The 18,319-nt window shown below is 38.3% G+C and carries 15 protein-coding genes and 1 riboswitch; of the genes, 14 read left to right on the forward strand and 1 reads right to left on the reverse strand.

What is annotated here, in order from left to right; translation table 11 throughout:
• Positions 1 to 24 precede the first annotated feature (24 nt).
• The 7 genes from C0430_RS12440 (at position 25) to C0430_RS12470 (ending at position 10,041) form a co-directional block, all read left to right on the forward strand.
• A complete protein-coding gene (locus C0430_RS12440; RefSeq protein WP_290870706.1) occupies positions 25 to 2,115 on the forward strand; it encodes a nitrite reductase in 2,091 nt (696 codons plus the stop codon).
• Positions 2,108 to 2,890 carry a uroporphyrinogen-III C-methyltransferase gene (gene cobA / locus C0430_RS12445; protein ID WP_290870710.1) on the forward strand — a complete coding sequence of 261 codons (783 nt, stop codon included), beginning with the start codon at positions 2,108 to 2,110 and terminating at the stop codon, positions 2,888 to 2,890. The genes C0430_RS12440 and cobA overlap by 8 nt, the downstream gene beginning before the upstream one ends.
• 99 nt (positions 2,891 to 2,989) lie before the next feature.
• Positions 2,990 to 3,634 carry a bifunctional precorrin-2 dehydrogenase/sirohydrochlorin ferrochelatase gene (locus C0430_RS12450; RefSeq protein ID WP_290870713.1) on the forward strand — a complete coding sequence of 215 codons (645 nt, stop codon included), beginning with the start codon at positions 2,990 to 2,992 and terminating at the stop codon, positions 3,632 to 3,634.
• 68 nt (positions 3,635 to 3,702) lie between these two features.
• A riboswitch (SAM riboswitch) is annotated at positions 3,703 to 3,813 on the forward strand.
• A 98-nt stretch (positions 3,814 to 3,911) separates the two neighbouring features.
• Complete coding sequence (locus C0430_RS12455) at positions 3,912 to 4,913, forward strand: homocysteine S-methyltransferase family protein (protein WP_290870719.1); 1,002 nt, start codon at positions 3,912 to 3,914, stop codon at positions 4,911 to 4,913.
• An 86-nt stretch (positions 4,914 to 4,999) separates the two neighbouring features.
• Positions 5,000 to 7,675, forward strand: coding sequence for a methionine synthase (metH, locus tag C0430_RS12460; RefSeq protein WP_290870721.1), 2,676 nt, complete (start codon positions 5,000 to 5,002; stop codon positions 7,673 to 7,675).
• Between the two features lie 76 nt (positions 7,676 to 7,751).
• On the forward strand, positions 7,752 to 8,708 hold the full coding sequence (metF, locus tag C0430_RS12465; protein ID WP_290870723.1) for a methylenetetrahydrofolate reductase [NAD(P)H]: 957 nt from the start codon (positions 7,752 to 7,754) through the stop codon (positions 8,706 to 8,708).
• 277 nt (positions 8,709 to 8,985) lie between these two features.
• Complete coding sequence (locus C0430_RS12470) at positions 8,986 to 10,041, forward strand: glycosyltransferase family 9 protein (RefSeq protein WP_290870725.1); 1,056 nt, start codon at positions 8,986 to 8,988, stop codon at positions 10,039 to 10,041.
• Positions 10,042 to 10,054: 13 nt separating this feature from the next.
• Here the strand turns inward: C0430_RS12470 and gldA are convergent, their stop codons facing one another.
• Positions 10,055 to 10,951, reverse strand: a complete 897-nt coding sequence (gene gldA, locus C0430_RS12475; RefSeq protein ID WP_290870727.1) for a gliding motility-associated ABC transporter ATP-binding subunit GldA — start codon at positions 10,949 to 10,951, stop codon at positions 10,055 to 10,057.
• 111 nt (positions 10,952 to 11,062) lie between these two features.
• On the opposite strand from gldA, the gene C0430_RS12480 reads away from it, so the two are divergent.
• The 7 genes from C0430_RS12480 to dtd all read left to right on the forward strand — a co-directional run bounded on the left by C0430_RS12480 (position 11,063) and on the right by dtd (position 18,273).
• Entirely contained in the window at positions 11,063 to 12,316 is a 1,254-nt protein-coding gene (locus tag C0430_RS12480; RefSeq protein WP_290870729.1) for a dicarboxylate/amino acid:cation symporter, read from the forward strand.
• A gap of 359 nt (positions 12,317 to 12,675) precedes the next feature.
• The gene (locus tag C0430_RS12485; protein WP_290870731.1) at positions 12,676 to 13,503 is read left to right on the forward strand and encodes a prephenate dehydratase; all 828 of its coding nucleotides are present in this window, start codon (positions 12,676 to 12,678) and stop codon (positions 13,501 to 13,503) included.
• Positions 13,500 to 14,645 carry an aminotransferase class I/II-fold pyridoxal phosphate-dependent enzyme gene (locus tag C0430_RS12490; RefSeq protein ID WP_290870733.1) on the forward strand — a complete coding sequence of 382 codons (1,146 nt, stop codon included), beginning with the start codon at positions 13,500 to 13,502 and terminating at the stop codon, positions 14,643 to 14,645. Before C0430_RS12485 ends, C0430_RS12490 begins: the two co-directional genes overlap by 4 nt.
• 3 nt (positions 14,646 to 14,648) lie before the next feature.
• Positions 14,649 to 15,506 carry a prephenate dehydrogenase gene (locus C0430_RS12495; protein ID WP_290870735.1) on the forward strand — a complete coding sequence of 286 codons (858 nt, stop codon included), beginning with the start codon at positions 14,649 to 14,651 and terminating at the stop codon, positions 15,504 to 15,506.
• 59 nt (positions 15,507 to 15,565) lie between these two features.
• Positions 15,566 to 16,645 carry a bifunctional 3-deoxy-7-phosphoheptulonate synthase/chorismate mutase type II gene (locus C0430_RS12500; RefSeq protein WP_290870737.1) on the forward strand — a complete coding sequence of 360 codons (1,080 nt, stop codon included), beginning with the start codon at positions 15,566 to 15,568 and terminating at the stop codon, positions 16,643 to 16,645.
• A 139-nt stretch (positions 16,646 to 16,784) separates the two neighbouring features.
• The gene (rsgA, locus tag C0430_RS12505) at positions 16,785 to 17,762 is read left to right on the forward strand and encodes a ribosome small subunit-dependent GTPase A (RefSeq protein ID WP_290870739.1); all 978 of its coding nucleotides are present in this window, start codon (positions 16,785 to 16,787) and stop codon (positions 17,760 to 17,762) included.
• A gap of 58 nt (positions 17,763 to 17,820) precedes the next feature.
• Positions 17,821 to 18,273, forward strand: coding sequence for a D-aminoacyl-tRNA deacylase (dtd, locus tag C0430_RS12510; protein WP_290870741.1), 453 nt, complete (start codon positions 17,821 to 17,823; stop codon positions 18,271 to 18,273).
• Positions 18,274 to 18,319: the final 46 nt, after the last annotated feature.

The following is an 18,319-nucleotide window of genomic DNA, read 5'->3' on the forward strand; positions in this document are numbered from 1 at the left end:
ACAACAACGACAACAATAGAAATTATGCAAAGTTTTAGAACCGAAATAGAAGACCCAATTGTACAAAAAGACATTATCGATTTAGAGAGAAAAATCGCTTTATTTCGTGATGGAAAAATTGATGACGAACGTTTTCGCAGCCTTCGTTTGGCTCGCGGAATCTATGGGCAACGTCAGGAAGGCGTTCAAATGATTCGTATCAAATTGCCTTACGGGAAAGTAACGAGCGAACAATTAATGCGAATTTCAAAAGTTTCTGACGAATATTCAAGAGGTCGTTTGCACATTACCACGCGTCAGGATATCCAAATTCACTTTGTGAGTTTAGACAGAACGCCTGAACTTTGGGCTGAATTAGAAAAAGACGATATTACTCTTCGTGAAGCTTGCGGAAACACCGTTCGAAATATAACAGCCAGCGAAAATGCAGGAATCGACCCTGATGAACCTTTTGATGTGTCGCCTTATGCACACGCTTTATTCCAATTTTTGTTGAGAAATCCAGTTTGTCAGGAAATGGGACGTAAATTCAAAATATCATTTTCGTCATCGGATAAAGATACCGCTTTGAGTTATTTGCACGATTTAGGATTTATTCCAAAAATTGTCAATGGCGAAAGAGGATTCAAAATAATGTTGGGTGGTGGATTAGGTTCTCAGCCACAGCACGCCGAATTGTTATCGGAATTTGTGCCTGTAAATCAAATTATCCCAACTACCGAAGGAATTTTGAGAGTATTTGACCGTTTTGGAGAAAGATCGAGACGTTTGAAAGCACGTATGAAATTCTTGATCAAAGATTTAGGGGCTGAAGCCTTTTTGAAATTGGTTGATGAAGAGAAAAAAGCCTTGTCTTGCCAATCGTTCGAAATTGACACCACCGCATTTGATGGACCAATTCCAGAACCTTTATTGGTAGCTCCAAAAGTAGAAATTGCAGATAAAGAAGCTTTCGAAATTTGGAAAAAATCGAATGTATTTCAACAAAAACAAGCAGGATATGTTGCCATTGGAATCAAAGTTCCTGTAGGCGATTTTTATACAGACAAAGCTAGATTATTGGCCGATTTGATTAAAAATTATGGTGCCAATGAATTGCGTTTTTCACTAAGACAAGACATTCTTATTCGTAACATAAAACAAGACAATTTAGTCTTTTTTTACCAAGAATTAGAAAAACTTGGATTCGTGACTTTAGGATACAATTCTACTGCCGATATCACAGCTTGTCCAGGAACCGATACTTGTAATCTTGGAATTGCAAGCAGCACAGGAATTGCAACAGAGCTAGAAAGAGTTTTGGCTGCCGAATATCCGCAATACCATAGCAATAATGACATTACCATAAAAATCAGTGGTTGTATGAATGCTTGCGGGCAACACAATATGGCCGAAATTGGTTTTCAAGGAATGTCAATCAATTCTGGAAAGCTAGTTGCACCGGCACTTCAAGTGTTATTGGGTGGAGGAAATTTAGGAAATGGTCAAGGAAGATTTGCCGATAAAGTAATCAAAATTCCTAGTCGTCGAGGTCCAGAAGCTTTGCGTGCTATTTTGAATGATTTCGAAGCGAATGCCAACGGGCTTAAATTTTTAGATTATTACGATGCCAAAGGCGAAACTTATTTCTTCGAATTATTGAAACCTCTTTCGGAAATTGACAATCTAACAGATGAAGATTTTGTCGATTGGGGAAATGCCGATAATTATGTAAAAGCGATTGGTGTAGGCGAATGTGCGGGTGTAGTTATTGATTTGGTTGCTACTTTAATTTTCGAAGCTAAAGATAAATTGACTTTCGCACACGAAGCTTTAGTAGAAAAAAAATGGTCTGATGCTATTTATTTAACTTATGCAGGATTTGTAAATGGTGCCAAAGCGTTATTGCTTGCCGAAAATCAAAAAACAAATGCACACGCAGGAATTATCGATTTATTCGATACTGTTTTTGTGGAAAACAACAAAATTGCGTTGAATTCGTCTTTCAAAGATTTGGTGTACCAAATTAATAAAAACGAGCCTTCAGAGGAATTTGCCCAAAAATACATTCAAGAAGGAATTGCCTTTTTCGAAAATATTGAAAGCTATAGAACAAAAGATTTAGCAAATGGATAATATCGTAAAACCCAAAGTAACTTTAGTAGGAGCAGGTCCGGGCGATCCCGATTTGCTCACTATCAAAGGTGCAAAAGCACTTGCTCAAGCCAATGTGGTTTTGTACGATGCTTTGGCAAACGAAGAAATATTGGACTATGCTCCTAAAAATGCTATCAAAATTTTTGTTGGAAAAAGAAAAGGCTGTCACGAATATTCGCAAGCGAAAATCAATCAATTAATTGTTGATAATGCACTAACTTATGGCAATGTAGTGCGACTAAAAGGAGGCGATCCCTTCATTTTTGGTCGTGGTAGCGAAGAAATTGAATACATACTGAGTTTTGGAATTCCAACTTTTGTTATTCCCGGAATTTCATCCTCAATTGCAGTTCCAGCCAATCAGGGAATTTCTTTGACAAAAAGAGGCGTTTCCGAAAGTTTTTGGGTTATTACAGGCACAACATCTGACCATAAATTATCAAATGATGTAGCTTTGGCAGCAAAATCTACGGCAACTGTTGTAATTTTGATGGGAATGAGTAAATTGGAACAAATTGTGACACTTTTTCAAAACGAATCCAAAGGAGAAACTCCCGTTGCCATCATTCAAAACGGTACAATGCCCAACGAAAAAGTAGGTTTTGGAACCATAGACACCATTTCACAAGTGGTGAAAGACAACAATTTGAGTTCGCCAGCCATAATCGTCATTGGCGAAGTCGTGAAAGAACGTAATAAATTAAAAGGAATTTACAAGGAATATATTTCCAATAAAGTTTGCGCCAGAGAATAATCCCCACCCCAGTCCTCCCCAAAGGAGAGGGAGCTTGGAAAGGGAAAAAATAATAGATTATCAAGTTTCAACAGGTCATTTTCAGGTAGAAAAAATAAAATGAAAAAAAACGATTCAAACTCCAATATTCAAGCCTCGGCTCCCCCTCCTTTGGAGGGGGTTGGGGGGAGGAACGAACTATATCCAATTTTCCTGAAACTAAACCAACTCAATGTTCTCATTGTTGGAGGAGGAAACGTGGGCTTGGAAAAACTGACCTTTATGCTCAAATCCAGTCCAAACGCCAATGTTGAGGTAGTGGCGACCAGGTTTTTGCCTGAATTGGAAGCATTGGTCGAAAAACATCCCTCGGTAAAATTAACCCAAGCGAAGTTCAAGAAAAAAATGTTGAAAAAACGACATATGGTCATCGCTTGCACCGATGATTTAAAAGTCAATAAAAAGGTTTATGACCTGTCTCGAAAAAGATTCCTGATTTGCAACATCGCCGACACACCTCCTTTGTGCGACTATTATTTGGGTGGAATCGTGACCAAAGGAAACGTGAAAATTGCCATTTCAACCAATGGAAAATCACCAACAACTGCCAAAAGATTACGCGAATTTTTTGAAGAAGTTATTCCGGAAGATGTTAACAAAATGGTCGAAAACCTGAACGAATACCGCAAAACCCTAAAAGGCGATTTTCAGGAAAAAGTCGATAAAATGAACGAAATTACCCAATCTTTAAAGGGTAAACAATAAAATATACCTTGAATACTTGCAATTAATCGCGCTATGTACGTACTTTGCAGTGTTCATACATTTATTGATTGTTATCACGAAAGCCAGAGGGAATAGACCCGACGAAAGCTTAGCAACCTATTCATTTTCACCGAAAAAGGTGCTACATTCTATCCTGATTCATCGGGAAAAGATAACCACGAGAAAATTTCTCCCTTTCCACATAACAAATATAATTTTACGACCCTGTCAAGGCACAAAACCCTGACAGGGTTAGTTAGTTTAAATATACTGAAAAATGCCAAACATTCAAGAAGAAATCAAAAAACGAATTCTCGTGCTCGACGGAGCGATGGGAACGATGTTGCAACGCTATAATTTCTCCGAAGAAGATTTCCGGGGAGAACGTTTCAAGGATTTTCCACATTCGCTCAAAGGCAACAACGATTTGTTGTCCTTGACGCAGCCTCAAGCCATCAAAGCCGTGCACGCCCTGTATTTTGAAGCCGGAGCCGACATCGTAGAAACCAATACTTTTTCGGGAACCACCATTGGTATGGCGGATTACCATTTAGAAGATATTGTTTACGAACTCAACTACGAATCGGCAAAATTGGCTCGTGAAGTAGCCGATGAATTCACCGCTAAAAATCCAGACAAACCTCGTTTTGTTGCCGGTTCCATCGGGCCAACAAACAGAACAGCCAGTATGTCGCCAGACGTGAATGATCCAGGTTACAGAGCCGTGACTTTCGACGATTTGCGCATTGCCTACAAACAACAAGTCGAAGCCTTGATTGATGGAGGTTGCGATTTACTTTTGGTAGAAACTATTTTTGATACCTTGAATGCCAAAGCAGCACTTTTTGCCATCGAAGAAGTGAAAGAAGAACGTAATATCGATATTCCAATAATGGTTTCAGGAACCATTACCGATGCTTCGGGAAGAACACTTTCCGGACAAACGGTGGAAGCTTTCCTGATTTCGGTTTCGCATATTCCGTTGTTGAGTGTTGGTTTTAATTGCGCTTTGGGAGCGGATTTGTTGAAACCTTATTTGCAAACTTTGTCACAGCATACATCTTTTAACGTTTCAGCACATCCCAATGCAGGATTGCCAAACGCCTTTGGAGAATACGACGAAACACCAGAGCAAATGCAAGCCCAAATACGAAGCTATCTTGAAGATAATTTAGTAAACATCATAGGCGGTTGTTGCGGAACAACCCCAGAACACATCAAATTGATTGCCGATATTGCCAAGGAGTATAAACCGAGGGTTTCGACGGCAACAATGTAATCAAGGAGATGCGATTTATCGCGTCTAAATTATAGCCACAGATTCACAAATAAAATCTGTGAATCTGTGGCAAAAAAATAAAAAAAATGGCAGAAAAAAGAAGAAATCTGGTATTATCGGGATTAGAACCCTTGATCATTACGCCCAAAAGCGTTTTTGTCAATGTTGGAGAAAGAACGAATGTTACCGGTTCCAGAAAATTCCTTCGATTAATCAAGGAAGAAAAATACGAAGAAGCATTAAGCATTGCCAAAGAGCAAGTAGAAGGCGGCGCACAAATCATCGATGTCAATATGGATGAAGGAATGCTGGACGGCGAATATGCAATGGTCAAATTCCTGAATTTAATCGCAGCCGAACCAGATATTTCGCGTGTGCCGATTATGATTGACAGCTCGAAATGGAATATTATTGAAGCCGGTTTGAAGGTCGTTCAAGGAAAATGCGTCGTAAACTCTATTTCCTTGAAAGAAGGCGAGGAGCAATTTATTCATCACGCCAAATGGATCAAACGTTACGGAGCCGCCGCCATTATTATGGCTTTTGACGAGGTAGGTCAAGCCGACAATTACGAACGTAGAATAGAAATTTGTCAACGTTCGTATGATATTTTGGTTAATAAAGTGGGCTTTCCGCCACAGGATATCATCTTCGATTTGAATATATTTCCAGTGGCAACCGGAATGGAAGAACACCGCCTGAATGCTTTGGATTTCTTCAGGGGAACCAAATGGGTTCGGGAAAATTTGCCACACGCACACATAAGCGGCGGTGTGAGTAACGTTTCGTTTTCGTTTAGAGGAAATGACGTGGTTCGTGAAGCGATGCACTCGGTTTTCTTGTATCACGCCATTAAGAATGGAATGACGATGGGAATTGTAAACCCGGAAATGCTTTCTATTTACGACGAAATTCCAAAAGATTTGTTGGAACACGTGGAAGATGTAATCTTGAATCGTCGTGATGATGCCACTGAAAGATTGTTGGATTTTGCCGAAAATGTAAAAGGCGATGTCAAAAGCAACGAAAAAGAAATTCAGGAATGGCGCTTGGGAACCGTTCAGGAAAGGATAACGCACTCTTTGGTTAAAGGTGTGGATGCCTTTATAGAACTGGATGTGGAAGAAGCAAGACTAGCCGCAACAAAACCAATAGAAGTAATCGAAATCAACTTGATGGCAGGAATGAATGTCGTTGGGGATTTGTTTGGTTCAGGGAAAATGTTTTTGCCTCAAGTGGTAAAATCGGCACGAGTGATGAAAAAAGCCGTGGCGTATTTGTTGCCTTTTATTGAAGCAGCAAAGCAAGTGGGCGACAAAGAAGGAAACGGAAAAATATTGATGGCAACCGTAAAAGGCGATGTTCACGATATTGGAAAAAATATCGTTTCGGTGGTTTTGGCTTGTAATAATTATGAAATTATCGATCTTGGAGTTATGGTTCCGCCAGAAAAAATTATTGCAGCAGCCATTGAACACGAAGTGGATATTATTGGTTTGAGTGGATTAATCACGCCTTCTTTGGACGAAATGGTGTATCTCGCCAAGGAATTGGATAAACGAGGAATGAAAATCCCCGTGATGATTGGTGGAGCAACCACTTCGCGTGCACATACTGCCGTGAAAATTGCGCCTCAATATCAATCAACAGTGATTCACGTAAACGATGCTTCGAGAGCCGTTACGGTAGCCGGAAATTTATTGGACGACAACAGTCAAAAATATACCAGCGACATTCGAGCTGATTATGATGCGTTTAGGGAATCGTTCTTGAATCGTTCACGTGACAAGAATTTCTTGAGTATTGAAGATGCCCGTAAAAATAAATTACAATTGGATTGGGCTAATTTTACTCCCGTAAAACCAAATGTAATTGGCGAACAAGTGATTGAAGTGGATTTGGAAGTTTTGGTTCCGTACATCGACTGGACGCCATTTTTCAGGACTTGGGAATTGTTTGGGAAATATCCAGCAATTTTGACGGATGAAGTGGTTGGCGAACAAGCCTCTTCTGTTTTTGAAGATGCTCAAGCCATGTTGGAAGTGATTTTAAAAGAAAAGAAATTACAAGCCAAAGGAATTTACGGTATTTTTCCGGCGAATCAGGTCAACGATGATGATATTGAATTGACAGACGAAAACGGAAAACCATTGCAGACCTTCTTGACTTTGCGTCAACAAGCCCAAAAATCAAAAGGCAAACCGAACATTGCACTGGCCGATTTTATTGCGCCAAAAGATAATGGTGTGGTCGATTATATGGGCGCATTTTGTGTAACCACCGGTTTTGGTGTTGACGAATGGGCAGCGGAATTCGAAAAGGATTTGGATGATTACAATTCGATTATGGTCAAAGCATTGGCAGACCGATTTGCAGAAGCATTCGCCGAATATTTACACGAAAAAATCCGTAAGGAAATTTGGGGATATGCCGCACACGAAAACCTGAGCACCGAAGCAATGATTGAGGAAATTTACGAAGGAATTCGTCCAGCACCAGGTTATCCGGCTTGTCCAGACCATTTAGAGAAACCAACCATTTGGAAATTACTGAATGTGGAAAAGGAAATCGGAGTGACCTTGACCGAAAGTATGGCGATGTGGCCGGCTTCTTCCGTTTCTGGATATTATTTTGGAAATCCGGAAAGCAAGTATTTTGGCCTCGGAAAAATAAAAGAAGACCAAGTAATTGATTACGCCAAACGAAGAAATATCCCAACGGAAACAGCCTTGAAATGGTTAAATCCTAATATAGCAGATTAAAAAAAGGTTTTAGGTTTAGGGTTCTAGGTATAAGGTTTACCTATGACCCAAAACCCAAAACCCAAAATCCAATAAAATGAAAGTAACAGAACATATAGAAGAAGCAAAAGGGAAAACATTATTTTCCTTTGAAATTATTCCGCCACAAAAAGGGAAAAGTATTCAGGAATTATACGATAATATTGATCCGTTGATGGAGTTCAAACCGCCTTTTATTGACGTGACAACTTCGCGTGAAGAATATATTTATGTGGATAAAGGCAACGGATTATTGGACAAGAAATTGACCAGAATGCGTCCTGGAACTTTGGGAATTTGCGCGTCCATTAAACATAAATATTCTGTTGACACAGTTCCTCACGTGCTTTGCGGAGGATTTACAAAAGAAGAAACAGAGTATTTATTGGTCGATTGTCATTATCTAGGAATCAACAATGTAATGGCTTTGCGTGGCGATGCAATGAAAGATGAGCAATCTTTTGTGGCAAAAGAAGGCGGCAATAATTATGCGGTTGACTTGGTAAAACAAATTTACCAATTGAATCAAGGGAAGTATTTACACGATGTAATGCACATTGACAACAAGGCTGATTTTTGTATTGGCGTTGCCGGTTATCCCGAGAAACATTTGGAATCTCCTTCCTTGATTTCGGATTTGAAAAGATTGAAAGAAAAAGTAGATGCCGGTGCTGATTATGTGGTTACCCAAATGTTTTTTGACAATGCAAAATACTTCGAGTTTGTTGCCAAAGCCAGAGAAATAGGAATCACCGTGCCAATTATCCCGGGAATCAAACCCATTGCAGTACAGCGACATTTGCAAATTTTACCACAAATCTTCAGAATCGACTTGCCGGAAGATTTAATTCAAGCTGTCGAAAAATGCAAAAACAACGCTGATATCAGGCAAGTGGGAATTGAATGGGCTATCCAACAATCTATGGAATTGAAAGCTGCCGGCGTTCCTGTTTTGCATTATTATTCTATGGGTAAATCAGAAAATATTAGACAAATAGCGAGCAAGGTTTTTTAGAAATCAAAGCAATTTTGTTTCAATCAGTCCTCACGGGTTTTTAAAATTGGTGAGGACTTTTTTTTGCACCAACTTCGTAATTGCTTTAAAAAATTGCTCCCAAATTTTTATTTTTTAGGTTGGTTTGCAGTGTTTTTAAACCATTGGCATTGGTAAAATCAAAAACGGATTTGATGCTCAAAATTTGATTAGAATGTAGTAATTTAGCTGTTTTAAGGAAATATGGAGTTTTATTTGTGTTTTCTGGACCGTACAAGCATTTACTTTATTTAAAAATATGAAATTAACACTGAAAATAAACCAATTCAGAAGATCCTTGATGCGAAGCATTACGGGTAATATTGGTAAATCCAATCAAAGTCAAAAATTAGAATTAATAGATCCAAACCAAATAAAAAGGGTGTTAATTTCTAGGCCAAACCACAGATTGGGAAATCTGCTCTTAATCACGCCGCTCGTTCAAGAAGTGTATCGAACGTTCCCCAATTGTAAAATTGATTTATTTGTAAAAGGAAATTTGGCTCCAATAGTTTTCGAAAATTATGAAAGTATTGGACAAATAATTAAACTTCCCAAGAAGCATTTTAAAGAATTATCCGCGTATTTAAAGGGATGGATTTCGATCAAAAAAAATCATTATGATCTGGCCATTAATGTTGACAAGGATTCTTCTTCCGGAAGATTGTCTGTCCAGTTGGCAAATGCAACCTACAAGTTTTTTGGAGAAGCTGGTGAAGATGTCCAGTCCCAATATGACGATTACAGTCATATAGCCAAGTATCCCGTTTATAATTTAAGAAGTTATTTGGCACAACTTGGGATTCCAAAAAATGAAAGCCCAGTTCCGTCTTTATTGCTTCAATTGGGCGATGATGAAAAAACCGCCGGAAAAGAGATTTTAGATCAATTGGTAAGTCCCGATAAAAAGACAATTTGCCTGTTTACCTTTGCAACGGGAGCAAAGTGTTATTCGGTAGAGTGGTGGGCTAAGTTCTATGAAAAGATGCAAATCGAGTTTACAGATTACAATCTTTTGGAAGTTTTGCCAATCGAAAATGTGTCTCAAATAGGTTTTAAAGCGCCCACTTTTTACAGTAAAGATATTCGAGAAATAGCCGCTTTTTTTTCAAATACTGCAGTTTTTATAGGAGCCGATAGTGGAATGATGCATTTGGCAAGTGCTGCCCAAATACCAACAATTGGGCTGTTTTCGGTTACTAACGTAGAGAAGTACCAGCCTTACAATGCAAACAGTGTTGCCATTCAAACCGATTCGACAGAATTGGACGACTGGATTAAAACAATACATAAGGTTTTAAAAGGAAACGAATAAAAACTAAAATTATTTATTTCGTAATTTCCCTAAAAACGGCTTCCAGATTTTTATTCTTTTGGTTGAGTTGAAGTGTTTTCAAACCATTGGCATTGGCAAAATCAAAAACGGCAGGCCGCATGTCTTTGTCGGCATTGAATGTCAATTCCCAAATCATGTCTTGCCTGTTCTTGTAGGAAGTCAGGTTTTCGATTTTGGCAATTAATTGTTCTTCTACTTTATTGTCAAATTCCACTTCGATAATTTGTGTTGCTTCTGCCGAGATTAAGTTGTCCAGTTTCTTGTCGGCCACAATTTTTCCGTTGTTGATGATGATTACTCGGTCGCAAATGGCTTCCACTTCCTGCATAATATGCGTCGAAAGGAAAACGGTTTTGTCTTTCCCCACGTTTTTTATCACGTTCCTGATTTCGACCAATTGATTTGGGTCCAATCCGGTTGTTGGCTCATCCAAAATCAAAACATCGGGATTGTGCAACAAAGCATTTGCCAAACCTACACGTTGGCGAAAACCTTTGGATAATTGTCCTATTTTTTTGTGACTTTCATTGGATAAACCTGTCAATTGAATCACTTCTTCAATTCGGGTTTTGGCAATGTTATAAACATCGGCATTGAAAGCCAAATATTCTCTCACATACAAATCTAAATACAAAGGATTATGCTCGGGCAAATAGCCAATAGATTGTTGCACGGCTTTGGCCTGCGAGTCAACGTCAAATCCATTTACGTTTGCCGAACCTTCATCGGAAGCAATATAAGTGGTCAATATTTTCATCAAAGTCGATTTTCCGGCACCATTTGGCCCCAGAAAGCCTACGATTTCTCCTTTTTTAACAGCAAACGAAATGTTGTCCAATGCTTTTTGAACACCGTAACTTTTCGAAATGTTATTTACTTCTATGGACATTGTCTTTTTGTTTGTTGCAAAAGTAAACAGAAAAAATATTGATTTATTGTTTTTTTATAATCATTGTCAATTTCATATAGATTTCTATATTTACCGTAAACTTTATAAATAATGGAGATAAAAGACACGACATCGGGTAGTTTCTTGAAGAACTACAGCAGTATTTTATTGCTTTTGGGAGGAATTTTGGCTGGAAGCATTTTGGGATTGATTTTTGGAAAAGGAGTCGAAGTGATAAAACCCTTGGGCGATATTTTTCTAAACTTGTTGTTCACGGCAATCATTCCGTTGATTTTCTTCACGATTTCGTCTTCGATTGCCACTTTGGAAAAAACGGAAAAATTGGGAAAATTATTCAGCATAATGATAGGCGTTTTTTTGGGAACCGTTCTTGTGTCTGCCATAATAATGATCTTGGGAGTTTTGTTGTTTCCAATTCATCAAGACATCATTATCTCGAAAATCCCATTGGAAAACATTCAATCCGGAACTGCCGGTTCACAAATCACGCAGTTGCTTACTGCCAATGATTTTTCTGAATTGTTGTCCAGAAAAAGCATGTTGGCCTTGATACTATTCTCCTTTTTGATAGGATTTGCCACTTTGCAATCTGGTGAAAGGGGACGAGATTTTAAAAATTTCCTCAAATCAGGAGACGAAGTGATGAAGCAATTATTGCATTTGATCATGAAAGCGGCTCCAATAGGTTTAGGGGCTTATTTTGCGTATCAAGTGGGAATTTTTGGACCGCAATTGTTTGGTACTTACGCAAAACCATTAGGATTGTATTATGCAGTTTGCGCTTTCTATTTTGTGGTATTTTTTAGCTTGTACGCCTTTATGGCTGGAGGAAAAAATGGACTTGCCGTTTTCTGGAAAAATAATATCACGCCTTCATTGACCGCCTTGGGAACGTGCAGCAGTATTGCCACAATTCCTGCAAATTTGGAAGCTGCCGATGAAATGAAAATCCCGAGCCACATTAGTAACATCGTTATTCCGCTTGGCGCACCTTTGCACAAAGACGGATCATCAACGGCATCAATCATAAAAATAGCAGTTATTTTTGCCATGTTTGGCAAAGATTTTACAGAACCAAGCACTTTACTCTTGGCATTGGGAATCACCGTAATTGTTTCGGTGGTGGAAGGCGGAATTCCAAACGGAGGTTATATTGGCGAAGTTTTGGCCATAACCGTTTATGGATTCCCCATGGAACAAGCCTTGCCGGCAGCCATGATTGTTGGAACCTTGGTCGATCCAATGGCCACTTTGTTGAATGCCAATGGCGATTTGGTTGCCTCGATGATGGTTACCCGAATTTCTGAAGGGAAAAAGTGGCTTTCGAATGCTTTGGATTCCTAAATTTGGATTCCAATAAAAAAACTTAAAGCCAATAAACTCCCACAAGTGCCGTTGCTTAATTGTAATTTTTAGACTTCATTTTTAATGATTATACAATTAAAAACAAATTATATTGAGAATTCTTTTTTTGTTCGATAAAATCAGTATTTTTTTTTGGTTAGCAAAAAAATATTTATACATTCGCAAAGAAATTTAGCAAAAAAACCATAACAAAATGTCATCAAACCGTTTTTATTTTAGCAATTCTTTTTATTTCTTCTTTAGGAAGTAAGGATTGTCTATGGTTATTTGAAAGATTAAGAAACAAATAAAACTAATATACAATCCTGATGAAAATCAGGATTTTTTTTTGAACATAAATGAGAACAAAAATTGCGATACAAGGTATAATAGGCTCTTTCCACCATCAAGTGGCTCAAGAATATTTTGGCAATGACATAGAAGTGGACGAATGTTTGTCTTTTGAAGAATTGGTAGACAGTGTTTTGTCCGGTAAATCGAATCAGGCGGTCATGGCAATCGAGAATTCCATTGCGGGACCAATTATTCCAAATTATGCCTTGATTGACAAAAACAACTTGCACATTGTCGGGGAACATTATTTGGATATTCACCAGAATTTGATGGCTTTGAAAGGCCAAAAAATTGAAGACATCCAAGAAGTGCATTCGCATCCGATGGCTTTGTTGCAATGTATGGAGTTCTTGAAAAAACATCCCAACATCAAATTGGTCGAAGATAAAGACACCGCCGAAACAGCACGAAGAATTCACGAAAAACAGTTGAAAGGAATTGCGGCAATTGCCAGCAAAACCGCTTCTGAAATGTATGATTTAGAGATTTTGGCGCCGGAAATACAAACGATTAACAATAATATGACCCGTTTTGTCATTATAAACAAAGAAGAAAAATTTGTTGAAGAAGACGAAATCAACCGAGCTTCCATCAAATTTGAATTGGATCACAAACGCGGAAGTTTGGCGGCAGTTTTGAATGTAATGAGCGATTGCAAACTGAATTTGACCAAAATTCAATCTTTGCCAAAAATAGAAACTCCTTGGAAATATTCGTTTTTTGTGGACGTAACTTTCGATAAATATGAAGATTACGCCAAGGCAAAATCGTTATTGGAAATTATGGCAGAATATTTCAAAGTGTTGGGTGAATATAAAAATACAAAACCGTGATACAAACAGCAAAACGTTTAGACATAGTCGAAGAATATTATTTTTCTTCGAAACTTCGTGAAGTAAGACAGTTGGCTTCCGAAGGGAAACCCATCATCAACATGGGAATTGGCAGCCCGGATTTGAAGCCTTCACAAGCGGTTATTGATGCGGTAAATTTGGCAATGCAGGAAGAAAATGCACACCAATACCAGAGTTACCAAGGTTTGCCGGAATTGAGAAAAGGAATGGCCGATTTTTATCAAAGCAATTATGGAGTGGCCTTGAATCCGAATACGGAAATTTTGCCTTTGATGGGTTCCAAGGAAGGAATCATGCATATTTCATTGGCCTTTTTGAATGAAGGCGACCACGTTTTGATTCCGAATCCAGGTTATCCAACGTATTCTTCGGTGACGAATTTAGTAGGAGCGGTTCCGGTTTATTACGATTTGAAAGAAGTGAATAATTGGGAGCCTGATTTCGAAGCTTTGGAAAAATTGGATTTGTCGAAAGTGAAATTGATGTGGTTGGGTTATCCGCACATGCCGACGGGAGCGAGAGGAAGTTTGGAATTGTTCGAAAAGTTGGTGGCTTTCGCCAAAAAACACAACATTTTGTTGATTAACGACAATCCATACAGTTTTGTTTTGAACGACAAACCGATGAGTTTGTTGCAAGTTGAAGGAGCAAAAGACGTGGCCTTGGAATTGAATTCCTTGTCCAAAACCTTCAATATGGCAGGTTGGCGAGTGGGAATGGTGTTGGGAAATGCAGCTTGCATCGATGCGGTTTTGAAAGTAAAAAGCAATATGGACAGCGGAATGTTCTTCGGAATACAAAAAGGAGCGATTGAAGCCTTGAAAAGCGATAAATCTTGGTTCGATTCGATGAACGCGGTTTACAAAAGAAGAAGAGTTTTAACGGAACAATTGGCCGAGAAGTTAGGTTGTGAAGTTTACAAAGAAGGTGTTGGCTTGTTTGTTTGGGCAAAATTGCCAAACGGGATAACATCGGCAGAAGATTTTATCGACAAGATATTATACGAGAAATCAATTTTCATCACGCCGGGAACTATTTTCGGTTCCAATGGAGAAGGTTACATCCGATTTGCATTGTGTGTGAAAGAGGAAAAAATTCAAGAAGCAATTGATAGATTTTAGCAAATGAAAATATACGTAATAGGAACAGGATTAATAGGAGGATCAATAGCTTTGGGAGCCAAAGATTTTTATGAAGAGGCCAAAATTTATGGCATCGACAGTAACGAAAATCATTTGAAAGAGGCCATGGCTCTTGGTGTCATTGATGAAGTTGCGGTTTTCGAAGATTTGGTAAATGCCGATTTCGTAATCCTTTCGGTTCCTGTTGATGTTTCACTTGAATTTTTGCCCAAAGTTTTGGATGTAATTCCTGAAAGCGCCATTGTTTTTGACGTTGGTTCTACAAAAAATCCTATTTGCGAAGCAGTAGCCAATCATCCTCGAAGAAGAAACTTTATGGCAGCACATCCTATTGCGGGAACAGAATTTTCGGGACCATCGGCGGCGATTAAAGGATTGTTTCAAGGCAAGACGAATATTATTTGCGAGGTAGAAAAAACAACTTTCAAATTACAGGAAAAAGCTTTGGATTTGTTCAAAAGTATGGGAATGAGAATCCGTTACATGGATCCAAAATCACACGACAAACACATTGCTTACGTATCGCATTTGTCGCACATTAGTTCCTTTATGCTTGGGAAAACGGTGATAAATAAAGAGAAAGACGAACAGGATATTTTTGACATGGCAGGTTCCGGATTTGAAAGCACGGTTCGTTTAGCCAAAAGTTCCCCAGCAATGTGGACACCTATTTTCAAGCAAAATAAAAAACAAGTAGTAAAAACATTAGAAGAATATATTTCTAATTTATCCAAGTTCAAAGAGTTGTTGGAAAAGGATGATTACGAGGCGATTTACAACGAAATGCAAGGCGTAAACAAGATTAAGGAAATATTAAAAGGAATGAATGTGAAAAAGTAATTTTTACGGATAAAAAGAACAACACGGAATAAAATAGTAAAAAACAAAAATTAGAAAAGATGGAAAACAAGAAAGAAATGAGAAATTGGTTGAACGAATTCAATTTGTCTCATCCATTAGTGATAGCAGGACCTTGTAGTGCTGAAACAGAAGAGCAAGTATTGAAAATTGCACATGAATTGAAAGATTCAGATGTAAGTGTTTTTAGAGCTGGAATCTGGAAACCAAGAACGCGTCCAGGAGGATTTGAAGGTGTTGGAGAAATTGGATTGAAATGGTTGAAAAAAGCAAAAGCAGAAACAGGATTGCTAATGGGAACGGAAGTTGCCACGGCTGCTCACTGTAAACTGGCTTTGGAAAATGATATCGACGTTTTATGGGTTGGCGCTCGTACCACGGCAAATCCATTTGCGGTTCAAGAAATTGCCGATACGTTGGCAGGAACGGATAAAATTGTTTTGATCAAAAACCCGGTAAACCCTGATATGGCTTTATGGTTGGGTGGTGTTGAGCGTTTGTATGCTGCCGGAATCAAAAAATTGGGAGTAATTCACAGAGGATTTTCTACTTACGAAAAAACAAAATACAGAAACATTCCAGAATGGCAAATTGCCATCGAATTGCAAAATAAGTTTCCTGATTTGCCTTTGATTATCGATCCGTCGCACATTACAGGGAACCGTGACATGATTCTTGAAGTGACTCAAGAAGCGCTGGATTTGAATTATGACGGGATGATTATCGAAACGCATAATGACCCCGAAAATGCTTGGTCAGATGCAGCTCAACAAGTTACTCCTGATGCTTTGAAGCAAATTTTCAAAGATTTAAAAATCAGAAAAGTAAGTGGAGATTCAGATTTTGAACATAAAATGACAAAATTGAGAGCTAATATCGACGTTTTGGATGCTAATTTATTGGACTTATTGGGAAAACGAATGAAAGTCGCCGACGAAATTGGTCAAGTAAAAAAAGACAATAACGTGGCGGTTTTGCAATCTAATCGTTGGAATGAAATCCAGGCAAAAATGATTGCCGAAGGCGCTAAAAAAGGATTGACAGAAGAATTTATCATTAAATTATTCAAAGACATTCACCAAGAAAGCATTGGACACCAAGAAAAAATATTGAATTCATAATTTGTTTTTTATAAAAATTAATCTCCACAGTTTTTTAATTGTGGGGATTTTTTATTTTTATGCATTGGCAAAAAAAAGAGACATTAAACTTTAAACGAAAAACAATCATTTATCTTTGCAGATAAATCTAAAATTCTCCATGACAGGAACCGTTTATAAATCTACAGGAAGTTGGTACACCGTAAAATCCGAACAAGGCGATTTTATCGAATGCCGCATGAAAGGGAAATTCCGTTTGAAAGGCATCAAAAGCACCAATCCCATAGCCGTGGGCGATATCGTGGATTATGAACTCGAAGAAGCTTCGGATACTGTTACGGGAACCATTCATAAAATTCACGACCGCAAGAATTACATCGTTCGAAAATCGGTGAATTTGTCGCATCAAATGCACATTATTGCGTCGAATATTGACCGCGTTTTCCTTTTGGTAACCATCAATAATCCGCCAACGACTTTCAATTTCATAGACCGATTCTTGGTCACTGCCGAAGCTTATGGCATAGAAACGATTTTGGTTTTTAACAAAATTGACACTTTTGATGATGCTACACTTGATGAACAATTGTATATGCAACACGTGTATCAGGAAATTGGATACCAATGTTTGCGAGTTTCTGCAACAACTGGAAAAGGTGTTGAAGATTTAAAACAATTAATGATTGACAAAGTCACGATGTTTTCAGGTCATTCTGGTGTTGGAAAATCCACTTTGGTAAATGCTTTAGAGCCAACTTTGCATTTAAAAACCAAAACCATTTCTGAAGCCTCCAAGCAAGGACAGCACACGACGACATTTGCCGAAATGTATGATTTGTCTTTTGGTGCTCGAATAATTGACACACCGGGAATCAAGGGTTTCGGGATTGTCGATATGGAAAAAGAAGAAATCAGCGGTTATTTTCCCGAGTTTTTCAGGTTGAAAGACCAATGTAAATTCAACAATTGTTTGCATAAAGAAGAGCCGCATTGTGCCATTAAAGCCGCATTGGATAAAGATGAAATTGCTTGGTCACGCTATAACAGCTACCTTAAAATCCTCGAAGGAGACGACGAAAATTATCGCACCGATTCTTTCGAAGAGGATCGAAAAGCAAGTGATGAAACGAGGAAATAGTATTCAGTGTTCAGTTTTGAAGTCCTAAATCTAAAAATCCTTATTCCAAAAATTAAGAATGAAAGCAGTTATCCAAAGAGTTTCCTCCGCTTCCGTTACCATAGATTCAAAGATTGTTGCCGATATCCAGAAAGGGCTTCTGGTCTTGGTAGGAATCGAAGACGCCGATAACCAAGAAGATATTGACTGGCTTGGTCAAAAAATTGCCAATCTCCGTATTTTTGGTGATGAAAACGAAGTGATGAATCTTTCGGTGAAAGACATTGATGGCGAAATAATTGTTGTTTCTCAATTCACTCTTCAGGCCTTGACCAAAAAAGGCAATCGTCCCTCTTATATCAAAGCCGCGAAACCGGATGTTGCCATTCCGCTTTATGAAAATTTTGTTCAACATTTAGAAAAGGAATTGGGCAAAAAAGTGCAAACGGGAATTTTTGGTGCAGATATGAAAGTGGCATTGCTCAACGATGGTCCCGTGACAATTTTAATTGATTCTAAATGTAGAAATTAACTTTTTTTTATTCGGAATATTTCTTACATTTCTGAACTAAAAAAAT

Source organism: Flavobacterium sp., assembly GCF_013823965.1.
Classification (GTDB): domain Bacteria; phylum Bacteroidota; class Bacteroidia; order Flavobacteriales; family Flavobacteriaceae; genus Flavobacterium.

Coding starts and splice junctions, on each gene's coding strand:
- C0430_RS12440 (WP_290870706.1), top strand. CDS start 25: ATGCAAAGTTTTAGAACCGAAATAGAAGACCCAATTGTACAAAAAGAC.
- cobA (WP_290870710.1), top strand. CDS start 2,108: ATGGATAATATCGTAAAACCCAAAGTAACTTTAGTAGGAGCAGGTCCG.
- C0430_RS12450 (WP_290870713.1), top strand. CDS start 2,990: ATGAAAAAAAACGATTCAAACTCCAATATTCAAGCCTCGGCTCCCCCT.
- C0430_RS12455 (WP_290870719.1), top strand. CDS start 3,912: ATGCCAAACATTCAAGAAGAAATCAAAAAACGAATTCTCGTGCTCGAC.
- metH (WP_290870721.1), top strand. CDS start 5,000: ATGGCAGAAAAAAGAAGAAATCTGGTATTATCGGGATTAGAACCCTTG.
- metF (WP_290870723.1), top strand. CDS start 7,752: ATGAAAGTAACAGAACATATAGAAGAAGCAAAAGGGAAAACATTATTT.
- C0430_RS12470 (WP_290870725.1), top strand. CDS start 8,986: ATGAAATTAACACTGAAAATAAACCAATTCAGAAGATCCTTGATGCGA.
- gldA (WP_290870727.1), bottom strand. CDS start 10,951: ATGTCCATAGAAGTAAATAACATTTCGAAAAGTTACGGTGTTCAAAAA.
- C0430_RS12480 (WP_290870729.1), top strand. CDS start 11,063: ATGGAGATAAAAGACACGACATCGGGTAGTTTCTTGAAGAACTACAGC.
- C0430_RS12485 (WP_290870731.1), top strand. CDS start 12,676: ATGAGAACAAAAATTGCGATACAAGGTATAATAGGCTCTTTCCACCAT.
- C0430_RS12495 (WP_290870735.1), top strand. CDS start 14,649: ATGAAAATATACGTAATAGGAACAGGATTAATAGGAGGATCAATAGCT.
- C0430_RS12500 (WP_290870737.1), top strand. CDS start 15,566: ATGGAAAACAAGAAAGAAATGAGAAATTGGTTGAACGAATTCAATTTG.
- rsgA (WP_290870739.1), top strand. CDS start 16,785: ATGACAGGAACCGTTTATAAATCTACAGGAAGTTGGTACACCGTAAAA.
- dtd (WP_290870741.1), top strand. CDS start 17,821: ATGAAAGCAGTTATCCAAAGAGTTTCCTCCGCTTCCGTTACCATAGAT.